This is a genomic window from Cupriavidus sp. H18C2, from assembly GCF_049393795.1.
Lineage (GTDB): Bacteria > Pseudomonadota > Gammaproteobacteria > Burkholderiales > Burkholderiaceae > Cupriavidus > Cupriavidus pauculus_C.
Genome location: NZ_CP186011.1, coordinates 1 through 22,382 on the forward strand (window position 1 = coordinate 1; position 22,382 = coordinate 22,382).

Here is a 22,382-nt window from a genome sequence, read left to right on the forward strand (position 1 = left end):
ATGTCGATCAAACGCTCTATGGCCTCCGTGGCGGACCGCTCAGCCCTGGACGCGGACGGGGAACCGTCCCGCATCATCGTTCCCGGCAGCGAGAACGTCGTCGTGCCATCCGAGAAGTTCCAGCGCCTCTTCGACGAAGCCCAGGCCATGGAGCGCGAGGACGCCTGGCAAAGCGGCGAGGTCGGCTTCCTGAGCCGCGCCAGCGTTCAAGTCACGCTGCCGTACCGCGCGCCCAAGGGCGCGCCGCCGGTTTGGACGCGCACCAGCGGCAACATCTCGCTGATGATCCAGCCCGGGTACTTCACGCAGCAACGCTCGGAACGCGCCTCCAATGGCCGTCAGAAGCTGGTGTCCGAGACCGTGTCGCTGGGCTACCCCTATGGCTCCTATCCGCGGCTGATGCTGGCGTGGATCGGCAAGGAGATCATGGCCAAGAAGAAGCGGGGCGAGTTCACCGGCACGGTGGAGGATCGCCGCATCTCGCTGGGCAATTCGCTGTCCGAGTTCATGTACAACCTCGGCATTCCGATGGCCACGGGCGGCAAGCGCGGCACGATGACGCTGGTGCGCCAGCAGATGATCCGGCTGTTCTCGGCCACGATCGCCATCGTCCAGAACAAGTCCACCCCGGTGCCGAACCAGGCGCCCAACCACGAGCCGCTGTCGATCGATCGCGTGGGTTACCTGCTGGCCGACCAGTTGTCGACCTGGTGGGACCCGATGCAGCCGGGCCAGGGCTCGATGTTCGAGAGCTTCGTGGTGCTGTCGGAGCCGTTCTTCAACGAACTGGTGAACCGGCCGGTGCCGGTCGACATGCGCGCGCTGAAGGCGCTCAAACAGTCGCCGTTCGCGCTCGATGTGTATTCCTGGCTGACCTACCGCTTTTTCACGATCCAGCGCCGCACCGAGATCCCGTGGGAAGCGCTGCAGATGCAGTTCGGCACCGAGACGGAGAGCGAGCGCAAGTTCCGTGCGCTGTTCCGCAAGGCGCTCAAGGACGTGCTGGTCGTGTATCCGGGTGCCAAGGTCGACGCGGATTCGTCGAAGGCACTGATCCTGCAGCCGTCGCGCACGAGCGTCCGCAAGCTAGGGTGATGGCTGCCGCCGTTCGGACGGCGCATGCAAAAAGGGCAAGCATTGCGCTTGCCCTTTTCACTTACCGGCCCATCAGACTGACGACCGGATGCTGCAGCGGTTCGCCTCAGGCGGGCTTGATCGCGGACGCCTGCAGGCCCTTCGGGCCTTGCTTGACTTCAAACGTCACGCGCTGGCCGTCCTTCAGGGTCTTGAAACCCGTACCCTGAATCTCCGAGAAGTGGGCGAACAGGTCTGCACCACCATCGTCCGGAGTAATGAAGCCGAAACCCTTGGTCTCGTTGAACCACTTGACCGTACCGGTTGCCATAAGAAATTCCTTTCGAAGCAAGTTCGTTTAAACGCAAACAACCGTTCAAGCACGCTGGGGTCTCGTAGATACCGAACGGAGGTCAACGAGGTTGAAACGACTTGACTCGACTGTAGCGGGCATCATAACCACATTGTGTTGCGGTGTCATGTGCGGCGTAATGCGCACTGTCTTTACTTTAGGCGGATTCTCTACCGCTTTTCAAGAAGAAGAATCCCGCAAGGTTGATGTAGTCCGATTTTCCGGGAATGCCGTCCGACTGCCCGCTGCGGCGGGGTCTCTTTCATCCATCCAAAAATTTAAATTTTCGACAACGGGTTGTAGCCCATGGTTGGATTGGCTAAAGTCTCGCCTTGATTGAACACCATCCCGCGCGACTTTCAGCGCTGAAAGTGAGGCCCCAAGTGGCAGCAAAGATCATCACCGTTTTCAACCAGAAAGGCGGCTGCGGCAAGACCACGGTCAGCATGCATCTGGCTGGCACCTTGGGCCTGCGTGGCGCGCGCTCGATGCTCGTCGACATGGACGAACAGGGCACCGCCACACGCTGGGCCGCGCAGGCCAGCGACGAGCGGCCTTTTCCGGCGTCCGTGATCGGGCTGGCCCCGTCGGGCGGCGCCATGCACCGCGAAGTCCGCAAGTTCGTTCACGACTACGACTACATCCTGGTCGATTGCCCGCCCGCCGTGCACTCGGCGGCGCCGTCGAGCGCGCTGCTGATTTCCGACCTTGCGATCATTCCCGTGGTCCCGTCGCCGCCCGACCTGTGGGCTGCCGTGGCCGCCAAGACCTTGGCCCAGCACGCTCAGGTCCAGAACGAGACGCTGCAGATCCGGGTGATGGCCAATATGGTCCAGCGCCGCGTGTCGATCGCGCGCCAGGCCATCGAGATCCTGGGTGACGACGGCGATGTGCCGCTGCTGAACTCGATGATCGGGTCCCGTTCAGCGTTCCGCGAATGCCAGGCCATCGGCTGTACGGTCCACGGCGTCCCCGGCGCGCGCGAGGCCATCCAGGAAGTCGACATGATGGTGGACGAAATCCTGTCCTTGATCGAGTAACAAGAATGCCAACAAAATTGAAAAGCCTGAAAGCCGGCATGCTCGCCGGCATGGCTGCGGAGAAGACCCGCAACGATGCGATCGACCGGTTCGCACGTGCGGAAGCCGCGCTCTCCGAGCATCCCAACGGGCTGCTGCAGTCGCAGCGTGCTGGCACCGCGGGCGCAACTTTCAGCGCTGAAAGTGCGGCGGCCGGTGTCGAGGGGCGCCAGCTCATCCGCGTGCCGATCGCCCAGTTGCACGACAACCCGTTCAACGCGCGGCGGATCTACGACCCTGCCGTGGTTCAGGAGCGCGCCGCATCGATCGCCACGCACGGCCAGAAAACCCCTGGTCTTGCCGCGCCGGATCCGACCCGGCCGGGCCACTACATCCTGATCGACGGTCACTACCGCAAGCGCGCGCTGGCATCGGCCGGCAAGCTGGAAATGGAATGCTTTATCGAGGACGACCTGAGCGACCTCGATTTCTACCGGCTGTCCTTCCTGCTCAACGAACAGCGGTCGGACCAGTCGGCGCTGGACAATGCCATCGCGTGGCGGCAGTTGCTGGACGAGGGCAAGGTTCTGAAGGAAGAGGAAATCTGCGAGCTGACCGGCATGTCGGCTGGCACAGTAAACAAGACGCTGGCGCTGCTGAAGCTGCCCGAATCGGTGATTGGCGTGATGCGCGAGCGGCCGAGCGCCATCGGCATCGCGGCGGGGTACGAGCTGACGCTGTACTACAAGATCGCCGGCGAGGACCGGACCCGCGAACTGGCGGCCCGCATCATGAACGACGGGCTGTCGAGCCGCGAGGTCGAATCGATCCGCAAGCAGGCGCAGGAAGGCAAGGCGCGCAAGGTCAAGGAAATCAGCCGCCAGTACAAGATCCGGACCGAGAACGGCCAACTACTGGGCACGATCAAGGAGTGGGATTCCGGCCGCATCATGCTGGACGTCCAACTGACCGACCGCAACGCGCGCGAGGATTTGCTGGAAGTCCTGAAGGCCCGCTTCGGCCTCGACAAGACCTTGCTCTGACGCTCAGGCGAGCCGAAGCTGGCGCGGCGTGAAGGCGGCAGGCACGTCCGCGTGCGCCGCCGCAAAACGCCGCCACGTGGCCCGCAGCAGCCGGTCCAGGCCGCTCGCCGAATAACCTGCCGATGGCTGCGCCCGCTTGGCACGGCCCCGCGCCGTGCCGGGATAATCGACCGGCGCAAGCAGCGCCGCCTCGGGCGCGCCGCCGTCCGAAGCCAATCCTTGCCAAGACATGCCCCGATCTTGCCAGTGAGCGAAGAGGGCGTGCCGGACATCGGCGCCCAGTTCGATCTGCTCGCCACCGCCCGCCCGTTTTCCGGGGATAGAAAGCCGCCATGGCTCGGCATCGCTGACCACGTCCGCGTACCGCAACAACGGCAATTCGACGATCCGAAGTCCATGCCGGGCGATCAGCAACGCCGCCGCCAGCGCGGCGCGATCCTGCGGAGTTGTGGCATCCGTCGCTAGCCAATCAAAAAATCTGTGCACGAAAAGACCGGTCGGCGCGGGTGATACATGCGACGCGATCGGCGGATCGGATTCATCCGGTGCGGAGCCCGCCGCAGCGGGTGCGGACGGGCGCCGACGTGCCCGAGGCGCGGGCCCGCCCGGCCGCACGACTCCCAGCACCAGCCGGACCACCCGCAGCGCAGCTTCCCGCGAACGCTCGCCAAGCGGGCCTTCGAACGGACGCCAATGCACCTTGTCGCGGGCGCTCGCGGGGCCGCACCAGAAGTCGGCCGGCTGCGGATCGGCCAGGAATTCGCGATAAGCCTGCAGGTCATCGTCAGCCAGATCTCGCAGCGACTGGCCCCGGCGCGCCGCCCAGAGCAGCAGCCGCTCGGCTTCACGGCGGTAGCTCTTCCAGGTGTTTGGCGACGCCTCTTTGGACCGCAGCCATTGCCGCACCGTACTCAGATCTTCGGCCAGCTTCCGCCGGGTCAAATCCTCTCCCGGCGCCTCCCGGAGCCATTCCAGCGGGGCCGGCGCGGCCATTGCCGTACCCAATGCTGCGTACGTCTGGGAGGCCCGATGCGGCACATCCGACGGGGCCTGGACGAACTCCCGCAGCCGTGTGTCGAGCAGCGGCCGCTGCGCCGCCAGCCACCGGACAATCGTCTCGCACGAATGCCGGCCGATGCGTGGCACGTGCCGCCACCAACTGCTGCCGTGGCGATTGGCCAAGTCGACCAGATCCGCGATCGTGTGCACGTTAGCCGACGTCAGCCGGCGCGCCAGGCTGGGCCCGAACCATAGCGTCACACGATGGGAAGCCTGCGGCCGCCCCTGTCCCAGCTGCTCGATCGACGACAGCGCCTCGACGCGCCGGGTCATCCCGCTATCCGAACGGCCACGCAGGGCTTCGAACATCTCGGCGATGTCCGGCCGGTCGTGCTGCAAGGCGAACTGCACCAGCCGGTCGCGCAGCGCCAGGATGCGCTGCACCGCCTGGTGTTCGGTCAGTTCGTCGTCATCGTCCGGGTCCAGCAGGTACCGGTTGGCGATATCGACCGGCCGCATGCCCTGCGCATAGGCGCGCACCACGGCAAATTCGGTGCGGGTGAGCTTGGTTGCGGCGATGGTGTCGCGGTCTTCTGCCACGGAGTCCTTCAGTAAATATGCTGGGAAAGCTACATCACAAAGCGTGCGGATACGAGGGCAGAGCGCTAATCACGTTCCGTCGAGCCACGGCGAGAAAGTCACCTAAGTGACTGATTTGCAACCGAAACTTCGGGGCGCCACGCTGAACCGGCCCATTCTGCACATGGAAATGCTATGCAAATTATTTTACGAGAGGTGTGTCATGTCTGGGAAGCGATAGATTCAGCCATGGCCTGGGCCGCACTGGTCGTACCCAAGGGCGATTCGACCTGGACCGCAGGAGGTGAGGCGCGCTCTGCAACCCCGGCAGCGTTGTCTCTGGATGCGCCATCCGCACAACTCCGCCCAACCCATCAATCCAGCAAACGAATGTTGGGGCGTCTCGTCACAACGGCTCCATTCTTCCCGCCGACAAGCGCAGCTAGCATGTGGACCGGCACACAGCCGAACTCCCCTCCGATAACGCCCCACACGCAGAGAAGTCCGTCCCTCATCACCCATGCCACCACCCCTGCCGGGAACTCCATGAGACCACCCAACAACACCCGCCACGCGTCAAAAAACTCCCCGACACAACCTCTTTCTGCGGCATTGATTTAAAAGGAAATTCATACGCAGCAGTGAGTACGCTCCGTGCGTCGAAGCATGGAAAACGACGGCACCAGCCACCCCTTCCCGCGCCGCCGAAAAACGCGAAAAGCGTATACGTATACGGGGTATACGCATCGACCACACGTCGGGTAGCCGTCGTATACGCCATGCGATCCACCCCAAAACCAAGGCCGCCTACATCATTCGTCGAACAAGTTTTGGCTCCCAATTTCAGGGGGCCATTACTAATCCACCGAATAGCGCCGCGCCAAACGAAAAGGGCGTGAAAGCGCCACGAATATGTGGCCCCTTCACGCCCCGAGAGTCAGGCGGTGCTGTCTGTGCGATTTAGTACTCCGTCACCGGCGCATGCACCGGCGCGATCGATGCGTGCTGGGTCTGCGTGCGCTGGGCGGCCTTGTGGACCATCGTGTAGGCGTAGTCGATGCCCATGCCGTAGGCGCCCGAGTGTTCCTTGGCCAGGCCGGTCACCGCGTCGTACGTTTCCTTGTTCTTCCAGTCGCGCTGCCATTCCAGCAGCACCTGCTGCCAGGTGACCGGCACCACGCCGGCCTGGATCATGCGCTGCATGGCGTAGTCGTGCGCTTCCTTGGTGGTGCCGCCCGAGGCGTCGGCCACCATGTAGATCTCGTAGTCGCCTTCCAGCATGGCCGACAGCGCGAACGTCGTGTTGCAGACTTCGGTCCAGAGCCCGGCCACCACGATCTTCTTGCGGCCGTTGGCGGCCAGCGCGTCGCGCACCTTCTGGTCGTCCCACGAGTTCATCGACGTGCGTTCCAGCGTTTCCTTGCCCGGGAAGACGTCGAGCAGTTCGGGGTAGGTGTAGCCCGAGAACGAATCGCTCTCGACGGTGGTGATGGTGGTGGGCACGTCGAAGATCTTGGCTGCCTTGGCCAGGCCGACGACGTTGTTCTTCATCGTCTGGCGGTCCATCGACTGGACGCCGAAGGCCATCTGGGGCTGGTGGTCGATGATGATCAGTTGGCTGTTGCGCGGGGTCAGGACTTGCAGCTTGGCGTTGTTGGCGTTCGACATGATGGGCTCCGGTATAAAAGGTGATTCAATGAATTTGAGTGGTTATTGGGCGGTGCTGGCTTCGCTTCGTCGCGCTTCGTTTCGCTTCGCTGCGTTGTCGCGCCGTCCATGTGCTGAACTATAGCGACCGCCGGCCCGGCGCAAACAGGCTATCGCTGTCATAGTTATTCAAAATAATTGAACCGAGGAGAAAGATAGAAAAAAGGCCGCCCGCAGGCGGCCTCTCTGTCAAGGCTGACCAGCCCTCTCAATCGAGCCGGAATGTCCGTACCACGTCGGCCAGCGTCGCGGCCTGTCCCTGCAAGGCGGCGGCTGCGGCGGTCGACTGCTCCACCAGCGCCGCGTTCTGCTGCACCATCTGGTCCAGCTGGCTGACCGCCACGTTCACCTCCTGGATGCCACGCGTCTGTCCCGCGCCGCGCGGGTGATTTCCGAGATGATCTGCGTCACGCGTCCCACGTTGCCCACGATCTCGCGCATCGTCTCGCCGCTCATCCGCACCTGTCCAGACCCGGCGCTCACGCTGTCCACGGTTGATTCGATCAGCGTCTTGATCTCCTTGGCCGCCTGCGAACTGCGCTGCGCCAGTGTTCCGCACCTCGCCCGCCACCACGGCAAAGCCGCGCCCCTGCTCGCCCGCCCTGGCCGCTTCCACCGCCGCGTTGAGCGCCAGGATATTGGTCTGGAAGGCGATGCCCTCGATCACGCCGATGATGTCCGACACCTTGACCGCCGCGCGCTCGATGTCGCTCATGGTCTCGATGGCCCCGGCGATGGCCTGGCCGCCGTCCGTCGCCACCTGCTGGGCGGCGCTGGCCGTCTGGTCGGCCTGGTGCGCCGAGCTTTCCGACTGGCCGACCGTCGCCGTGATTTCCTCCATCGACGCGGCGGTCTGCTCCAGGCTGGCCGCGGCGGATTCGGTGCGCCGCGACAGGTCCGCGTTGCCCTCGGCAATCTCGTTGGCCGCCACGTGTACAGATTCGCTCGCGTCGCGGATCTGGCGCATCACATGCACGAGCTTGTCGGCGAAGGCGTTGAACGCGCGCGCGATCTGCGCCACCTCGTCGGTGCCGTCGGCCGGCAGGCGGCGCGTCAGGTCGCCGTCGCCGGAGCCGATGGCGACCATCGCATCGCGGATGCCCGACAGCCGACGGAACGATACCGCCGTCACGCCGGCCACGATGACCGCGGCCGCGCACGCCACGATCACCAGCGACACCATCGACGCAATCAGCACAGACCGCATGCCGGCCGTGGCCTCGGCCTTGTCCAGTGCGATCACGGCCACCCAGTCGGTGCCGGCGATCTCGCGGCCGCGCAGCAGCTTGTCGGCGCCGCCGATCCTGGCGTCGATCGGCGCGGCGGCAGACACCAGCGCGCCCAGCCGATCGCCCTCCAGCGCCGGCACCAGTTCGCCGATGGGCTTCAGCGTCAGCTTGTCGTCGGGATGGGCGACGATCTTGCCGTCGCGCGCCACCAGGATGCCGAAGCTGGCCGGCGTCGGATGGATCGCGCGCACGTTGGCCACCACGGCGTCCATGGCCACGTCGCCGCCGATCACGGCCTTGACGCCGCCGTCGCGCAGCACCGGCACCGCAAACGTCACCACCAGCTTGCCGCTGCTGGCCGCGATATAGGGCGGCGTGACAATCGGCTTGCCCGCCGCCACGGCCTGCTTGTACCAGGGCCGCGCGGTGGGGTCGTAGTCGGGCTTCAGTCCCGCCGCGTCCGAGAACCGGTGGCTCTTGTCCGGATAGCCGACATAGGTCTTGATGAAGCCGCCGGCGCTTGCCACCAGCCTGAGCGCGGGAATCGGATCGTCCTGCAGCGCCGCGTCCCGCAGCGATTCGATCATCCGGGAATGGCCGGACACCCACGCCGCAATGGCATCCACATGGCCGGTCTGCACCGCGGCAAGGTTGTTGTCGATGGCCTCGTCGTTATAGGCGCGGGCCACGAACTGGTTCACGATGGCGTTGGCCGCCAGCGCCACGATCACGATGGCCACGGATAGGGCCACGATGCGCGCGCGTAGGGAGGAAAGCATGGTGTCTAACTCTTCTCTCGGGTTGGCCCGGGTCGGGGCAGGAAAATTGCCCACGCATTGACGGCACCCCGGCCGCCGACTTTAGTGCGATGCAACATAGCGCTCCCGGCATCACTTTTATCACTTCCGCACGATCGTTCGCGGCAGAAGCGGCGTTTGCGATACGTTTTGCCGGCGGTTGCCATACAACCAAGGGAAAACCCGTTGCGCCGCAGCATCCGCTTGCAATCACACGACGTGCTGCCTATGCTGAACACCAGAATTCAATTTAATTTGAATCTGTATTCAGAAGGATCTAACGCGTTACATACGCAATCGGGGCGGTCGGACATCCTCCGAGGGAGGGCCAGACGGTTCGGCAGCGTGCCAGAGAGGGCTGGCGCTGCCGCGGCTCGGGAGGTGATGCAGACCGTATGGACATGCAGCCGCGCCATAAGCGGAGCATCTCCAATCAGCGCACCGCGGGACATTCCACACACCGCAGCGGGGCGCCAATAAGAAGTGAGCGGCCATGGCCACCATCCTGTTGCTTGAGCCACACCCATTGTTGCGTCTCGGTCTGCGCCATCTGTTGGCACAGGCGCATGTACCGGGCGATCTCATCGACCTCGATCCCGCCGGCCTGAACGACCCGGACCCGTGGACACACCACGCCGACCTGCTGCTGTTCGGCCTGCCGGCCGATGCCGAGGCCGGCTGGCAGACGCTGGCCGACCTGTGCCGCCGCCTGTCGCCGCTGCGCGTGCTGGTGCTGGCCGATCATCTGCCCGCGCCGCTGCCCGAAGCGGGCCTGCCCGAGGCCGTGCGCGGCCTGCTGGCCAAGACGTGCTCGGCCGATGCACTGGAAGCGGCCATCCGGCTGGTGCTGGCCGGGGGCGAATGCTTCCCGTCGCAACTGCCGCCCACGCGCGCCGCCGAGCCATCGCTGCCCGACGCCCGCCACGATGCCGCGCCGATCGTCGTGCCGCTGCACGCCGTGCCCGCGCTGCCGGGCGGAGCCACGCCGGCCGCAATGGAAACGCCGGCCGCCGGCGCGCACCTGCTCAATATCACCGAGCGCCAGTACGAGGTGCTGGCATTGCTGGCGCGCGGCTATCCGATCAAGACGGTCAGCCGGTTGCTGAACATCTCGGTGGCCACCGCCAAGACCCACGCCTGCACGCTCTACCAGCGCCTGCACGTGCGCAACAAGGGCGAGGCGGTGTACGTGGCGCTGCAGCGCGGCGCCACGCTGAACTGGACCGGCCCCACGCCGGCCAAGCCGACGCATGTCCCGATGGCGCCCCTGGCCGCGCGGGAGGCCTGTGAGGCCGCCTGACCGCAGTCGCCTGCGCCCGGCCGCCCTTGGCCCACCACCTGTCTGCGCCATCCGCCGCCGAGCCCTCATCCAAAAGCATGAGGCGGCGGCCGGCTGGCGTTGCTAGCTTGTATCTCAGGTCCGGCGCCGGGGGCAGCCATCGGGATCATGGGCATCCCTGACACCCTCAACGCCATCCGTTCCAAAAGACAACGACGCGCCCCGGCAGGGCGCCCGCCGGCGTACCCCGCCAGCGGATACACGCGTGGCAAGCGCGGATGGCAGACAGATGACGACCTACCTCATCGCCAGCAACGAAATGATGTGCCGCATCCTTGCGCGGCGCATGGAGGCGCAGGACATTCCCTCGCCAGTGCGCTGGCACGGGCCCGAATGGCTGCTGGAGGGCGACGGCGCGGATACCGCCGAGCGCGGCGCGGCCCGGCCTCCATCGATCGACAACCCTGACGCGGCCGAGCCGCTGCCGGCGCAGCCGGTGGAGATGGCGCTGGTCGATTGCAGCGGCGTCGACGGCGATCCGCGCGCGCTGCTGGACCGCGTGCTCCAGCGCCTGGCACCGCGCCGCTGGCTGGTGTTGTCCGACGCGCTCGATCCCACATTGATGGCCCACGCCGCGCTGCTGGGTGCCAACGGCTGCCTGGCCGTGCCCGCGCCGGTGGAACTGGTCTGCGCGGCGGCCACGCTGGTATGGGCCGGCGGCCAGTGCTTTCCGCGCAGCGCGCTGTCGCTGCTGCGGGCGCTGCATCCGCAGGACGCGCAGGACGCGCAGCCCGCGCCGGCGGCGCGCTTCATCCCTGCGGTACGGTCCGGCCCGGACGGGACTACTGCCATCGGATGAGGGCGCGCACGCGCTGCGCCGACTATGCTGGATGTGCCCGCAGTCAGAAGCCGGTGCCTTGGCGAGACCGGCCGCCGTGGGGGCAGGGGGTCGTATGGAACGCAGTCTCGATATCCTGGTCGTCCACGGGTTTGCCGTGCGCGAGGGCCGGGGCAAGTGGGCATGTTGCTATGAGATACGGCTCGCCATCATCGGCGGGCCGTTGTTGTACCGGGGCGAACTGCACGGACGCTGCTTCGCCACCGAGGACGCCGCCATCACGGCGGCGCGCGAGATCGGCGAGCGCGAGGCTAGCCGGCATCTCGATACCGCCCGCGCGATGTTCGTCGCGCTGACCCGCCTGCCGCTTCCCTGATCCCGCCCCAGCGCCTGCGCGCGCGTGCGGCCCCATCGCGCCGGACCAAAAAAGAAGCCCGCCGACCGGGGGACCATGCGGGCTTTGAAATGGCCGCTCACGTGGTGGGCGGCCATTGCATCGAACATAACGAATCGCGGCTACGGACAACATCAACCAGAAGACGCACTGCCCGGGCGGCCCTCAACCCTGCGCCGCGCGGCACCGCGCGGCCGTGTGCGCCATGCCTGGTGCGCGCGGGCGGGTCGGCGGCACCCCCGGACACTACGTTCAGCACCGCACATTCGGCTCATGCTTCTGGATGGAGCCCGGTGGCCGGCGGGCCCGTGGCAGCATGGATCGGGCCCCGATCGGGTGTTACGCTGCCGGTTCGCGCGGCGCTCCCGACCCACCCCGCCGCAGCCCACCCACCGCATGTGCCCGACGCAACCATGAGCCGCTGGCAACTGATCTCGTTCTTCGGTGAATCCGCCTTCCTGCTGCCGTGCGCGGTCTTTCTCTACGCATGGCTGCGCTGGCATGGCGCGCACGCCGTGGCGCGCCACTGGCTGCTCGCGTTCTCGGCCACGGCGCTGGCCGTGCTGCTCTCGAAGCTGGCCTTCATGGGATGGGGCGTCGGCAGCCAGGCGCTGAACTTCACCGGTTTCTCGGGCCACGCGATGATGGCGGCGGCCATCCTGCCGGTGCTGGCCTGCCTGGCCGTGCCGGCGCGCCATCGCACGCTGAGCTGGCTGGCGGCCGGGGCCGGCGTGCTGCTGGCGCTGGCCGTGGGGCTGTCGCGGCTGGCGCTGCACGCGCATTCGGTGTCCGAGGTGGCCAGCGGCCTGGCGCTCGGGTTCTGCGCCAGCCTGCCATTCATCGCCCGGCGCGAGGTGCCGCGCGGCCCGGTGGCGATGCTGGTGGCCTCGGGCGCGCTGGCCATGCTGCTGGTGCTGCCCATCGGCGGCGTGGCGGGCGTGACGCACGTCTGGGTCGAGGACATCGCCACGTTCCTGTCCGGCCGCGAGCGGCCGTTCCAGCGCGGCGAGTGGTCGGGCCGGCGGCCCTGTCCCGGCTGCCGCACGCTCGGCGCGCGCCCGTTGTGTGCGCCATCGCTCCAATCCGGCTGACACCCCCGCAGCGGGCCGGCGCTTTGTGCGTCCGCCCACAGACGCCCCGATTGCCGTACGCAACCATGACCCCAGTCATTGATGGATGGACGGGGAGCAGTCATGGCATCGAACTGGGGCGTGGCCGGCGAGCGGCGTAGTGCATTGCACTATCTCTACAGGTTATCGGACGCATTGCTGATCGCGGCGATGGGCGTGCTGATGGGCGAGCTGTACTTCGCGGGCGGCCTGCGCGACAGCGCGCCCGTCAACGGCTTCCTGACCATGCTCTGCGCGCTGGGCGCCCTGGTCGTGTTCCCGGCGTTCGGCATCTACGAATCGTGGCGCGGCCGCAGCCTGGCCGCGCTGGTGCTGCGCATTGCCGCGGCTTGGACGCTGGTGTTCATCACCGGCCTGCTCGGCGCGTTCCTGATCCACCAGATCGGCGCCGTGTCGCGGGTCTGGTCGATCGGCTGGTTCGTGTCGGCCGGCCTGGTGCTGCTGGTGGGACGCGCGGTGATGTTCCGCATGCTCGGCAACGTGCGCGAGCAGGGCATCAACGCCAAGCGCGTGCTGATCTTCGGCTACGGTCCGCTGGGCCGCGAGATGTACCGCCGCGTGCAGCAGTTCCGCTCGGCCGGCTACAGCGTGGTGGGCATCTACGACGACGGCACCGACGCCACGCCGCCCGAAGTGCCCGCGCTGCGCACGCTGGACGAAGTCAGCGCCTTCGTGCGCGGCCAGGGCGTGCGCGAGATCTGGCTGACCCTGCCGATGGCCGCCTGCCGCGACCTGTCCGACGTGGTGCGCCAGTTCCGCAACGACCTGATCGACATCCGCTGGGTGCCCGACGTCTCGTCGGTGGAGCTGCTGGGCCACCGCTTCAGCGAATTCATGGGCCTGCCCGTGATCGACCTGAACAGCCCGCCGGTGTCGGGCATCACGGGCGTGGTCAAGGCCAGCTTCGACCGCGTGTTCTCGTTTGCCGTGCTGGTGGGCCTGAGCCCGCTGCTGCTGGTGATCGCCGCGCTGGTGAAGCTGTCGTCGCCGGGGCCGGTGCTGTTCCGCCAGCAGCGGCTGGGCATCGATGGCCGGCCGTTTGCGGTGTACAAGTTCCGCACCATGCGGATGCACGCGGACCACGGCGTCACGCAGGCCGTGCGCGGCGATCCGCGCGTGACGCGCATCGGCGCGTTCCTGCGCCGCACCAGCCTGGACGAGCTGCCGCAGTTCCTGAACGTGCTGCGCGGCGAGATGTCGGTGGTGGGCCCGCGCCCGCACGCGATGGAGCACAACGAGCTCTACAAGGAACTGATCGACCGCTACATGCTGCGCCACCGCGTGAAGCCGGGCATCACGGGCTGGGCGCAGATCAACGGGCTGCGCGGCCAGACCGACACCATCGACAAGATGCGCAAGCGCATCGAGTTCGACATCTATTACATCCAGCACTGGTCGTTCCAGCTCGACCTGCGGATCATCCTGCGCACCGCGCTGCACGGCTGGACCGGCGCCACCGCTTACTGAAGGGCGCCCGGGCACCGGCCCGGTTTGGTGCGACGTCGCACCGAGCGACGCGGCCGGAAGTCGTCAAATGGATCACTCAACGCATTCGGAGACCCCAGATGAAAGCAACCATCCGCAACATACTCGGCGACGTCGCCCGACTCAATGTGCCAGTGGCTTCGCTTGCCGATCATGACGACCTGTACGAGGCGGGGCTTTCCTCGCTGGCCACGGTCCACGTGATGCTGGCGCTGGAGAATGCTTTCGACATCGAGATCCCCGACCGCATGCTGACGCGGCAGCTCTTCCGCAGCGTCGATTCGCTCGCGGCCGCCGTGGAAACCATCCAGAAGCAGGAAGTGGCATGAGCGCCGCGACCAACCGGGTGGCGCTGGCGCACGCCAATCCCGATGCCGGCCCGCTGCTGGCCGCCGCGCGCGACGCCGCCGAGGTGGCCCGCCGCCATGCCGATGCCGTGGACCAAGAGGCCCGCTTTCCGCACGAGGCGTTCGCAGCGCTGCGCGCCGCCGGCTTGCTAGGCGCCATGGTGCCGCAGGCCCAGGGTGGCGCGGGCGCGTCGCTGGCCACGGTGGCCGCGCTGTGCCGCGAACTGGGCCAGGGCTGCGCGTCCACGGGCATGATCTACGCGATGCACCAGATCCAGGTGGCCTGCCTGGTCGACCACGGCGCCGCCAGCGACTGGCACCAGGCGCTGCTGGCCCGCGTGGCCGCCGAGCAGTTGCTGCTGGCCTCGGCCACGTCCGAGGAAGCCATCGGCGGCGCGCTGCGCAGCAGCGGCTGCGCGGTCAATGCCGACGGCGACCGCTTTCACCTGCTGAAGATGGCGCCCACCATCTCGTACGGCGCGCACGCCGACGGCATCCTGATCACGGCCCGGCGCCATGCCGATGCGTCGCCGTCCGACCAGGTGCTGGTCTGCGCGATGCAGCCCGACTACACGCTCCAGTCGCTGAACACGTGGGACACGCTGGGCATGCGCGGCACGTGCAGCAACGGCTTCCGGCTCGAAGCCACCGGCCATGTGGACCAGGTGCTGCCGGTGCCGTTCGGCGAGATTGCCGATACCACGATGACGCCCGTGTCGCACATCCTCTGGAGCGCGCTCTGGGTAGGCATCTGCGGCGACGCCGTGGCGCGCGCCAAGACGTTCTTCCAGGGCCAGGCACGCGCCCGGCCCGGCACGCTGCCGCCGTCGGCCCCGCGCGTGGCCGAGGCCGTGAGCATGCTGGAGATGATGGAGGCGCGGCTGGAAATGGCGCTGGCCCGCCAGCGCGCGCGGCACGCCAATGCTTCGGTGTCGGCGGCGTTCGCGCACGCGGCCGGCATGAACGGGCTCAAGACGTCGATGTCGACGATGGCGCTCGACGTCGTGCAGCAGGCGCTGCTGGTATGCGGCATGGCCGGCTACAAGCAGGGCACGCCGTACAGCCTGGGCCGCCATCTGCGCGACCTGTGGTCCGCGCCGCTGATGATCAACAACGACCGCATCCAGACCAATACGGCCAATCTGCTGCTGGCCGACCGTTCGTGAGGAGTGACCGATGGATGCCCATGCACTGACCGACCGCGCGCAGGGCGGCGCTGCCGGTGAAATGGCCCCGGCGCCCGTCGCCGCGGCGCCCACCTACCTTGACCGGCTGCTCGCCGCCGGCCTGCTGATCGACACCGGCGTCCAGGGCCTGTACGGCCGCAGCGCGGCGTTCGAAGCCATCGCCGACGGCCTGAACCTGGCCATCTCGCGCATCGGCGCCGACCAGCACGCCGAGGTGCTGCGCTTTCCGCCGGCCATGGGCCAGCAGGATTTCGAGACCAGCGAGTACCTGAAGAGCTTTCCGCAGCTGGCCGGCACCATCCACAGCTTCTGCGGCGACGACCGCGGACACCGGCGCCTGCTGGCGCGGCTGGAAGACAAGGAACCGTGGACCGACGAGCAGGCATTCACCGGCGTGGTGCTGACGCCGGCGGCCTGCTATCCGATCTATCCGGTCGTCGCGCGGCGCGGCCCGCTGCCGGCCGAGGGCAAGGTGGTGGACGTGCTGTCGTACTGCTATCGCCACGAGCCGTCGCTGGAGCCCACGCGCATGCAGCTGTTCCGGCAGCGCGAGTACGTGTGCCTGGGATCGCCCGAGCGCATCGTGGCCTTCCGCCAGCTCTGGATGGCGCGCGGCCAGGCGCTGGCCGAGGCGCTGCAGCTGCCCGTGCAGGTGGACGTGGCCAACGACCCGTTCTTCGGGCGCGGCGGCAAGATCGTGGCCGACAGCCAGCGCGAGCTGAAGCTCAAGTTCGAGCTGCTGGTGCCGGTGAACGACGGCGCGCCGCCCACCGCCTGCATGAGCTTCAACTACCACATGGACCACTTCGGCGCGCTGTGGCACATCGGCCTGGCCGATGGCGGCGTGGCGCATACGGGCTGCGTCGGCTTCGGCATCGAGCGGCTGGCGCTGGCGCTGCTCAAGCATCACGGGCTCGATCCGGCAGCGTGGCCGCAACCGGTGCGCGAGACGCTGGGAGACCTGTAAATGTTCGGTGACGGCAAGGCTGTTCGCGCGCGAGGGGGCGCCTATGCATTGCACGGCGGCAATCCGGTCTGGTCGCACGCCAACCGGCATATCGACCTGTGGATCGAGCTGCTGCATGGCTGGAACTTCGAGCCGATCGCCGCGTTGCCCTTTACCGTCACGCTCGATTTCTCCGGCGACCAGTTCACGCCGTCGAACATCCCGCCGGCCGACCTGGAGCAGCTGTTCGGCATCGTGCGCGACGAGCTGTCCACCTACGGCCGGCTGGAGGCCCACGTGGCGGCGCAGACCAACCGCGGCAACGCCGTGCTGCTGGAGGTGGACAGCTACCAGCTTCCGCAGCCGGCCAGCACCTACCGCCGCCAGCATGCGCGCGCCTGCATCGCCATCGACGTGCTGGTGCCGGACGCCACGGCCGTGGGCTACTACCACCACGACGGCTACCACACCGCCAGCGGCGACGACTACCTGGCGATCTTCCGCACGCCGGCCCACGAGACGATGTGGGGCGTGGCCACGTTCCCGCAGGCCGAGGTGGTGCGCCGGCGCTTTCCGGCGCTGACCGAGGACGACCTGCTGCAGGCATCGGTAGACCTGCTGCGCGGCCATCTGGCGCGGCGTCCGCGCGACAACCCGATCCAGGCGTTCCGCGCCGTGTTTCCCGCGCACCTGGAGCAACTGATGGCGCGCGGCGAGCCGAACTTCCAGATCTACGCCGCCAGCGTGCTGCGGCAGCTCGGGGCCAACTTCGAGCTGCTGGGCCGCTACGTGCGCTGGCTGGTGATGCATGGCCAGAGCCTGCCCGAATCGGTGGCCGAGGCGTGCTACACGATGGCGTCCGAGGCCATGGTGATGCAGTTCCGCCTGATGCGCGCGGTCATCAGCCGCAAGCCCGATAGCTGCGACGACTGCCTGGAGCAGCTGGAGCTGGCCTACCAGGGCACGGTGCCGGCGCTGGCGGCCCATTTCGGGGAGACCGTCACATGACCGCACGCGATCCGGTACCGGCGCTGCTGCCCATCCTGCGCCCCGGCGTGGCCGTGGGCCGCGCACGCCTGGAAGGCGACTGGACCTTCCTGGAGACGTTTGCCAACGCGGCGGCGCATCCGGGCGAGCTGTCGGAGACCGGGCACTGGTTGCCCGCGCCCGTGCCGGGCACCGTGGCGGCCGCGCTGCGCGCCGCGCGGCGCTGGGACGACACCGCGCCGCCGCCGCTGCACCAGCACGACTACTGGTACCGGCTGCATTTCTCGGGCAGCGGCCGCCGCCTGCTGCGCTGCAACGGGCTGGCGACGATCGCCGAGGTCTAGCTCAACGGCGTGAACGTGCTGACCACGCGCCATATGTTCGCCGCGCATCAAGTGGAGGTGGAACTGGCCGGCGCGGACAACGTGCTGCATATCTGCTTCCGCGCGCTACATCCGTACCTGCGCACGCAGCGCGGCCCGGTGCGGTGGAAGCCGCGCATGATCCAGCCGCCGTCGCTGCGCACGGTCCGCACCACGCTGCTCGGCCATATGGCCGGCTGGTGTCCGCCCGTGCACGCGGTGGGGCCGTGGCGCGACATCGAACTGCTCGATCCGGCCGCCACCGACCTCACGCATGGCGTGCGGGCCGAGCTGTCGGGCAGCATCGACGGCGCCGATGGCATCGTCGCGCTGCAACTGCATTTCCCGGGCGCGGCGCCGGCGCAGGCGACGTTCGCCGCCGTCGGGCCGGACCACGCGGTCTGGCATGGCGAACTGCGCCGCGACGGCCCGCATACGCTGGCCGGCACGCTACGCATCCCCCACGCGGAACGCTGGTGGCCGCATACACACGGCACGCCCGCGCTGTACCACGTCGACGCCGGCATCGGCGGACAGGTGCTGGCCTGCGGCAACGTCGGCTTCCGCACCGTCACCGAGGACCGCGATGGCGATCCCGGCGCGTTTGCGCTGCGCGTCAACGGCGAACGCATCTTCTGCCGCGGCGCGTGCGTGTCCAGCCACGACCTGCCCGGCCTGGCCGATACCGACGAGGCCGTGGCCCGCTGGCTGCGGCTCGCGCGGGACGCCGGCGCCAACATGGTCCGCGTCAGCGGCGTCACCTGCTATCCCGGCGAGGCGTTCTACCGCCAGTGCGACGCGCTGGGCCTGCTGGTCTGGCAGGACTTCATGTTCGCCAACTTCGACTACGGCAGCGAGACCAGCGCCAGCCCCACGCTGATGGACGACGCGCGGCGCGAGGTGTCGCAGTGGCTCACGTCCACGCGCGCGCACGCCAGTCTGGCCGTGCTGTGCGGCGGCAGCGAGTCCGAGCAGCAGGCGGCGATGATGGGCGCGCCGCGCGGCACGTGGCGCCAGCCGCTGTTCGATACGCTGATCCCGTCGCTGGTGGCCGAGCATCGCCCCGACGTGGTCTACGTGCGCAATTCGCCGTGCGAAGGCGCGTGGCCGTTCCAGGCCGATACCGGCGTGTCGCACTACTACGGCGTGGGCGCCTACCAGCGCCCGCTGGCCGATGCGCGGCTGGCCAATGTCCGCTTCACGTCCGAATGCCTGGCATTTGCCAACGTGCCGTGCGCGCGCACGCTGGCAGAGGCGGGGCTCACGCAGCCGCTGCACGACCCCCGCTGGAAGGCCCGCGTGCCGCGCGACGCCGGCGCGGCCTGGGATTTCGAGGACATCCGCGACTTCTACCTGCGCGCGCTGTTCGACGTCGATCCGCCGCGCCTGCGCTACGAGCGCCCGGCGCGCTACCTGGCACTGTCCCGCGCCGTGGTGGCCGAGATCATGACCGACGTGTTCGGCGAATGGCGCCGCGCCTGCTCCACCTGCCAGGGCGGGCTGGTCTGGCAGTTGCAGGACCTGCTGCCCGGCCCCGGCTGGGGCATCGTCGATGCCATGGCGCGGCCCAAGTCGGCCTGGCACGCGCTGCGGCAGGTGTGGCAGCCGCTGCAGGTCATCCTGACCGACGAGGGGCTCAACGGCCTGCACGTGCACCTGATCAACGAGACGCCCGCGCCGCGCACGGTGCGGCTGGCGCTGCGCTGCCTGCGCGATGGCGAACACGTGGCGGAGTCGGCCGTGCGTACGCTGACGCTGGCCCCGCGCGAGACGCGCCGGCTGGTGGTTGCGGAACTGTTCGATCACTTTGTCGACCTGACCTATGCCTACCGCTTCGGCCCGCCGGCCCACGACGTGGTGCTGGCCACGCTGCACGACGACGCGCCGGAAGCGGCGGACGAGACAGGCAACCGGTTGCTTAGCCAGTCCGTTTTCCTGCCCGACCGCCGCGCCGACGCGCTGCAGGACCCTGGCCTGTGCGCCAGCGTGGCGCGCCAGGACGGCGTCTGGTGGCTGACCGTCACGGCCCAGCGCTTTGCACGATGGGTGCACGTGGATGACCACGCGTACCTGCCCGAGTGCGACTGGTTCCACCTGGGACCGGGCGAAACGCGCCGCATCCGCCTGATGCACGAGGCCCCCGGCACGGCAGGTGCGGGCGCCATCCCTTCGGGCGAGGTGGCCGCATTGAACGCCGGCCGGCCCGTCAGCTACGCCGGCTGACTCATCCTTCTCATCCTTCCACCCGCCGGTCCAGCACCGGCGCGGTGGTCCGGCAGGCGCCCCGTCCCATCCCCCCGACGCGGCCACCCCGACGGGTGCCACCGCACGCCCGTGCAGGCGGCCCGTCTCAGCCGTTTTCCTCCATCCAACCTACCAAAGCATGAGCGTCTGACCTATCCGTCTGCCTACTGTCAGGTTTGTGTTCCATGCCACTTAATACAGTCAACAACGAGAGACAACGCCGGGCCTGAAACGCCGGCGGGATTTACGGGTGGCGGCTGGAAGGCCGCCGGGCATTCGCCAGCATGCTTCGGCAACGGGTGGGGCGGCGAAGTCGGGTCACGTCACGCGCAGGGACGCCCTTGCGTGCGGACACCGATGTCGCTCCTGGCACATAGGAGGAAAGAAAAATGATCACGCATCGGTCTGACCTGCACGTCAATCATCTGCTCAACGCTCTGCCCCGCCACGAGTGGGAAGTGTTGTCGCGCCATTTCGAACTCGTCCGCCTGCGTGCAGGGGAGCTGCTGACCGATTCGGGCCAGCGCATCGTCCACGTGTACTTTCCCACCACCTCGGTCGTGTCGCTGCTGTCGCTGCTGGAAGACGGCGCCACGGTGGAATTCGCGGCAGTGGGCAACGAGGGCCTGGTTGGCATCCCGGTGGTCACGGGCGGCGACACCATGCCCAGCCGCGTGGAAGTGCGCAGCCCCGGCTTTGCCTACCGCATTCCGGCCCGCGCGCTGCGCAGCGAACTGGCGCACCTGCCGTCGCTGCAGCGCGTGACGCTGCTCTACGTGCAGGCCGTGCTGACGCAGATCGCGCAGACCGCCGCGTGCAACCGCCACCATTCGCTGAACAAGCAGCTTTGCCGCTGGCTGCTGCTGGCGATCGACCGCATGAACTCGAACGAGCTGGTCATCACGCAGCAGGTCATCGCCAACATGCTCGGCGTGCGCCGCGAGGGGGTGACCGAGGCCGCCGGCAAGCTGGAGGACCTGGGCCTGATCCACCACAGCCGCGGCCACATCACCGTGCTGGACCGCTGCGGGCTGGAGCACCACTCCTGCGAGTGCTACAAGCTGGTCAAGCGCGAATACGACCGCCTGCTGCCGGCGCTGACGCTGGCGCACGCCTGACCGGCCCGGCGGGCAGCGCGCCGGATGTCGCCGCATGACCGCGATGTCCGGCCCGCCCGCCGCGCGCCGCGCCGGCGCCACGGGCCGCTAGCCATGCGCCGGATCCACGCTCCCGAAGGACGCCAGCAGCCCGGCCATCACGGTGGCGTAGGCCGTCTCCAGCGTGTCCAGGCTCTCCGTGCACGGATCGGGCCGCCGCCGCGCCAGCGCGCGGGCCAGGCGGAACTGCAGCACCTTGCATTCCGACGCGATGGTCAGCGCCGCCTCGGCCACGTCCGGCGGCGCGCGGTGGCCGTGCTCGCCCAGCCAGTTCAGCCCGTGATGCAGCATCTCGAAGTTCGCGCCAAGCTGGCGCGGCAGGTTGAAGCCATAGTGATGGAAATAGGCGTCGCCGCGCGCCAGGATCGCCGCCACATGCTCGGGAAACTCGGCACGCCAGCGCGCCACCGGGCTCTCGGCCGGCCGGCGCCCCAGATGGCGGCGCAGCAGTTGCGCCACGGCGTTGGACAGCGCGCGGCCCTGCAACGGCGCGCGTACCCGCTTGGCGCATTCCACGTACGGGAACAGGATGTTGCCGTCGCCCTGCAGCGCCGGGGTCAGGCGCATCAGCCCCTGGTAGTCGTCGCCCTCGGCCGTGTGCCGGCCCAGCCCGTGAAAGTAGTGCAGCCGCTGCGCGCCAGTGTCGATCGCGTCGATGGCGATCGTCGTCTTGACGTGGGCGGCGCGGTACGCGGTGGCGCGGGTGTCCGGCAGGTAGAAGCTGTCCACTTCCACCAGCATCGCGTGGCCGCGCCGCACCTGCGCGGCGACGTGCGCCTCCAGCGTGTCGTAGATCGCGCTTTCCTGCACCACCGTGCCATACAGCAGTTCCAGGTCGGCCTGCGGGTACTTGAAGAAGGTGAAGTGGTCGCCTTCGTAGTCCTGCGCCACCGTGAACGGCAGCGCCGCGCGCGGGTCGAGGTGCCAGCCGTACAGCAGCTCGATCCACACGTCCATGTAGCAGTTGGTCTCCTGCCAGACCGATGCCTCGCCGTGCAGCAGCCGCTGCGGCGCCACCACCGGGCGGGCCGGCGGCTGCGCGGGGGCGGGGGCGTCGGCCAGCGGCGCCAGCGCGTTTGCTTGCTCCATCTCGTGTCCTCCGTGTCCGTGTCGGATGGCCAACCGTATTGGAGCCCCGCGCGCGCCGGGCATCGGTACGGTGCCCAACAAAGTCGCGCTGGCCGGGGTGCCGCGCACGGCGGGCGGCAGCGTGTGCGGAATCGAACA

At 68.1% G+C, this 22,382-nt stretch carries 17 protein-coding genes and 2 pseudogenes; 14 read left to right on the forward strand and 5 right to left on the reverse strand.

All coding sequences use genetic code 11. The features are described 5' to 3' along the window. Entirely contained in the window at positions 1–1,095 is a 1,095-nt protein-coding gene (locus EPAKOI_RS16665; protein WP_124685790.1) for a replication protein RepA, read from the forward strand. A 106-nt stretch (positions 1,096–1,201) separates the two neighbouring features. On the opposite strand, the gene EPAKOI_RS16670 is transcribed toward EPAKOI_RS16665, so the two are convergent. Beyond that, on the reverse strand, positions 1,202–1,405 hold the full coding sequence (locus tag EPAKOI_RS16670) for a cold-shock protein (protein WP_124685791.1): 204 nt from the start codon (positions 1,403–1,405) through the stop codon (positions 1,202–1,204). Positions 1,406–1,809: 404 nt separating this feature from the next. On the opposite strand from EPAKOI_RS16670, the gene EPAKOI_RS16675 reads away from it, so the two are divergent. Together EPAKOI_RS16675 and EPAKOI_RS16680 are read left to right on the forward strand one after the other, a co-directional pair. Beyond that, positions 1,810–2,466, forward strand: coding sequence for an AAA family ATPase (locus EPAKOI_RS16675; RefSeq protein WP_066737651.1), 657 nt, complete (start codon positions 1,810–1,812; stop codon positions 2,464–2,466). 5 nt (positions 2,467–2,471) lie between these two features. Then, on the forward strand, positions 2,472–3,488 hold the full coding sequence (locus EPAKOI_RS16680) for a ParB/RepB/Spo0J family partition protein (RefSeq protein ID WP_124685792.1): 1,017 nt from the start codon (positions 2,472–2,474) through the stop codon (positions 3,486–3,488). 3 nt (positions 3,489–3,491) lie between these two features. On the opposite strand, the gene EPAKOI_RS16685 is transcribed toward EPAKOI_RS16680, so the two are convergent. The 3 genes and pseudogenes from EPAKOI_RS16685 to EPAKOI_RS16695 form a co-directional block, all read right to left on the reverse strand. Further along, on the reverse strand, positions 3,492–5,087 hold the full coding sequence (locus tag EPAKOI_RS16685; protein WP_423194043.1) for a phage integrase family protein: 1,596 nt from the start codon (positions 5,085–5,087) through the stop codon (positions 3,492–3,494). 939 nt (positions 5,088–6,026) lie between these two features. Continuing rightward, positions 6,027–6,734: a hydrolase gene (locus EPAKOI_RS16690; protein ID WP_124685794.1), complete on the reverse strand. Its 708-nt coding sequence runs from the start codon at positions 6,732–6,734 to the stop codon at positions 6,027–6,029. A 247-nt stretch (positions 6,735–6,981) separates the two neighbouring features. Continuing rightward, positions 6,982–8,781, reverse strand: a pseudogene (locus EPAKOI_RS16695) (methyl-accepting chemotaxis protein). Positions 8,782–9,292: 511 nt separating this feature from the next. Here EPAKOI_RS16695 and EPAKOI_RS16700 point away from each other — a divergent pair. The 11 genes and pseudogenes from EPAKOI_RS16700 to EPAKOI_RS16750 all read left to right on the forward strand — a co-directional run bounded on the left by EPAKOI_RS16700 (position 9,293) and on the right by EPAKOI_RS16750 (position 21,116). Then, the gene (locus EPAKOI_RS16700) at positions 9,293–10,099 is read left to right on the forward strand and encodes a response regulator transcription factor (RefSeq protein ID WP_423194044.1); all 807 of its coding nucleotides are present in this window, start codon (positions 9,293–9,295) and stop codon (positions 10,097–10,099) included. 268 nt (positions 10,100–10,367) lie between these two features. Continuing rightward, a complete protein-coding gene (locus EPAKOI_RS16705; protein WP_423194045.1) occupies positions 10,368–10,937 on the forward strand; it encodes a DNA-binding response regulator in 570 nt (189 codons plus the stop codon). Between the two features lie 94 nt (positions 10,938–11,031). After that, positions 11,032–11,292: a hypothetical protein gene (locus tag EPAKOI_RS16710; RefSeq protein ID WP_124685797.1), complete on the forward strand. Its 261-nt coding sequence runs from the start codon at positions 11,032–11,034 to the stop codon at positions 11,290–11,292. 431 nt (positions 11,293–11,723) lie between these two features. Then, positions 11,724–12,401, forward strand: coding sequence for a phosphatase PAP2 family protein (locus tag EPAKOI_RS16715; RefSeq protein ID WP_313839364.1), 678 nt, complete (start codon positions 11,724–11,726; stop codon positions 12,399–12,401). A gap of 102 nt (positions 12,402–12,503) precedes the next feature. Then, complete coding sequence (locus EPAKOI_RS16720; protein ID WP_423194046.1) at positions 12,504–13,907, forward strand: undecaprenyl-phosphate glucose phosphotransferase; 1,404 nt, start codon at positions 12,504–12,506, stop codon at positions 13,905–13,907. Positions 13,908–14,005: 98 nt separating this feature from the next. After that, complete coding sequence (locus tag EPAKOI_RS16725) at positions 14,006–14,254, forward strand: acyl carrier protein (RefSeq protein ID WP_124685800.1); 249 nt, start codon at positions 14,006–14,008, stop codon at positions 14,252–14,254. Beyond that, positions 14,251–15,438 carry an acyl-CoA dehydrogenase family protein gene (locus tag EPAKOI_RS16730; RefSeq protein WP_423194047.1) on the forward strand — a complete coding sequence of 396 codons (1,188 nt, stop codon included), beginning with the start codon at positions 14,251–14,253 and terminating at the stop codon, positions 15,436–15,438. Before EPAKOI_RS16725 ends, EPAKOI_RS16730 begins: the two co-directional genes overlap by 4 nt. Before the next feature lie 10 nt (positions 15,439–15,448). Further along, a complete protein-coding gene (locus EPAKOI_RS16735) occupies positions 15,449–16,426 on the forward strand; it encodes an amino acid--[acyl-carrier-protein] ligase (RefSeq protein ID WP_423194048.1) in 978 nt (325 codons plus the stop codon). Beyond that, a complete protein-coding gene (locus tag EPAKOI_RS16740) occupies positions 16,427–17,413 on the forward strand; it encodes a DUF1839 family protein (RefSeq protein ID WP_124685803.1) in 987 nt (328 codons plus the stop codon). Continuing rightward, positions 17,410–19,977: pseudogene (locus EPAKOI_RS16745) on the forward strand (glycosyl hydrolase 2 galactose-binding domain-containing protein). The gene EPAKOI_RS16740 and the pseudogene EPAKOI_RS16745 overlap by 4 nt, the downstream one beginning before the upstream one ends. 410 nt (positions 19,978–20,387) lie before the next feature. Then, positions 20,388–21,116, forward strand: a complete 729-nt coding sequence (locus tag EPAKOI_RS16750; RefSeq protein WP_124685805.1) for a Crp/Fnr family transcriptional regulator — start codon at positions 20,388–20,390, stop codon at positions 21,114–21,116. Positions 21,117–21,203: 87 nt separating this feature from the next. Here the strand turns inward: EPAKOI_RS16750 and EPAKOI_RS16755 are convergent, their stop codons facing one another. Continuing rightward, positions 21,204–22,244 (reverse strand): DUF1839 family protein, encoded by a 1,041-nt coding sequence (locus EPAKOI_RS16755; protein WP_423194049.1) that lies wholly within the window; start codon positions 22,242–22,244, stop codon positions 21,204–21,206. Positions 22,245–22,382: the final 138 nt, after the last annotated feature.

What these genes read in the sequence shown, in the direction of transcription:
- EPAKOI_RS16735 (WP_423194048.1), top strand. Translation starts at nt 15,449, where the DNA reads ATGGATGCCCATGCACTGACCGACCGCGCGCAGGGCGGCGCTGCCGGT.
- EPAKOI_RS16710 (WP_124685797.1), top strand. Translation starts at nt 11,032, where the DNA reads ATGGAACGCAGTCTCGATATCCTGGTCGTCCACGGGTTTGCCGTGCGC.
- EPAKOI_RS16715 (WP_313839364.1), top strand. Translation starts at nt 11,724, where the DNA reads ATGAGCCGCTGGCAACTGATCTCGTTCTTCGGTGAATCCGCCTTCCTG.
- EPAKOI_RS16740 (WP_124685803.1), top strand. Translation starts at nt 16,427, where the DNA reads ATGTTCGGTGACGGCAAGGCTGTTCGCGCGCGAGGGGGCGCCTATGCA.
- EPAKOI_RS16720 (WP_423194046.1), top strand. Translation starts at nt 12,504, where the DNA reads ATGGCATCGAACTGGGGCGTGGCCGGCGAGCGGCGTAGTGCATTGCAC.
- EPAKOI_RS16730 (WP_423194047.1), top strand. Translation starts at nt 14,251, where the DNA reads ATGAGCGCCGCGACCAACCGGGTGGCGCTGGCGCACGCCAATCCCGAT.
- EPAKOI_RS16670 (WP_124685791.1), bottom strand. Translation starts at nt 1,405, where the DNA reads ATGGCAACCGGTACGGTCAAGTGGTTCAACGAGACCAAGGGTTTCGGC.
- EPAKOI_RS16725 (WP_124685800.1), top strand. Translation starts at nt 14,006, where the DNA reads ATGAAAGCAACCATCCGCAACATACTCGGCGACGTCGCCCGACTCAAT.
- EPAKOI_RS16690 (WP_124685794.1), bottom strand. Translation starts at nt 6,734, where the DNA reads ATGTCGAACGCCAACAACGCCAAGCTGCAAGTCCTGACCCCGCGCAAC.
- EPAKOI_RS16665 (WP_124685790.1), top strand. Translation starts at nt 1, where the DNA reads ATGTCGATCAAACGCTCTATGGCCTCCGTGGCGGACCGCTCAGCCCTG.
- EPAKOI_RS16750 (WP_124685805.1), top strand. Translation starts at nt 20,388, where the DNA reads ATGATCACGCATCGGTCTGACCTGCACGTCAATCATCTGCTCAACGCT.
- EPAKOI_RS16755 (WP_423194049.1), bottom strand. Translation starts at nt 22,244, where the DNA reads ATGGAGCAAGCAAACGCGCTGGCGCCGCTGGCCGACGCCCCCGCCCCC.
- EPAKOI_RS16700 (WP_423194044.1), top strand. Translation starts at nt 9,293, where the DNA reads ATGGCCACCATCCTGTTGCTTGAGCCACACCCATTGTTGCGTCTCGGT.
- EPAKOI_RS16705 (WP_423194045.1), top strand. Translation starts at nt 10,368, where the DNA reads ATGACGACCTACCTCATCGCCAGCAACGAAATGATGTGCCGCATCCTT.
- EPAKOI_RS16680 (WP_124685792.1), top strand. Translation starts at nt 2,472, where the DNA reads ATGCCAACAAAATTGAAAAGCCTGAAAGCCGGCATGCTCGCCGGCATG.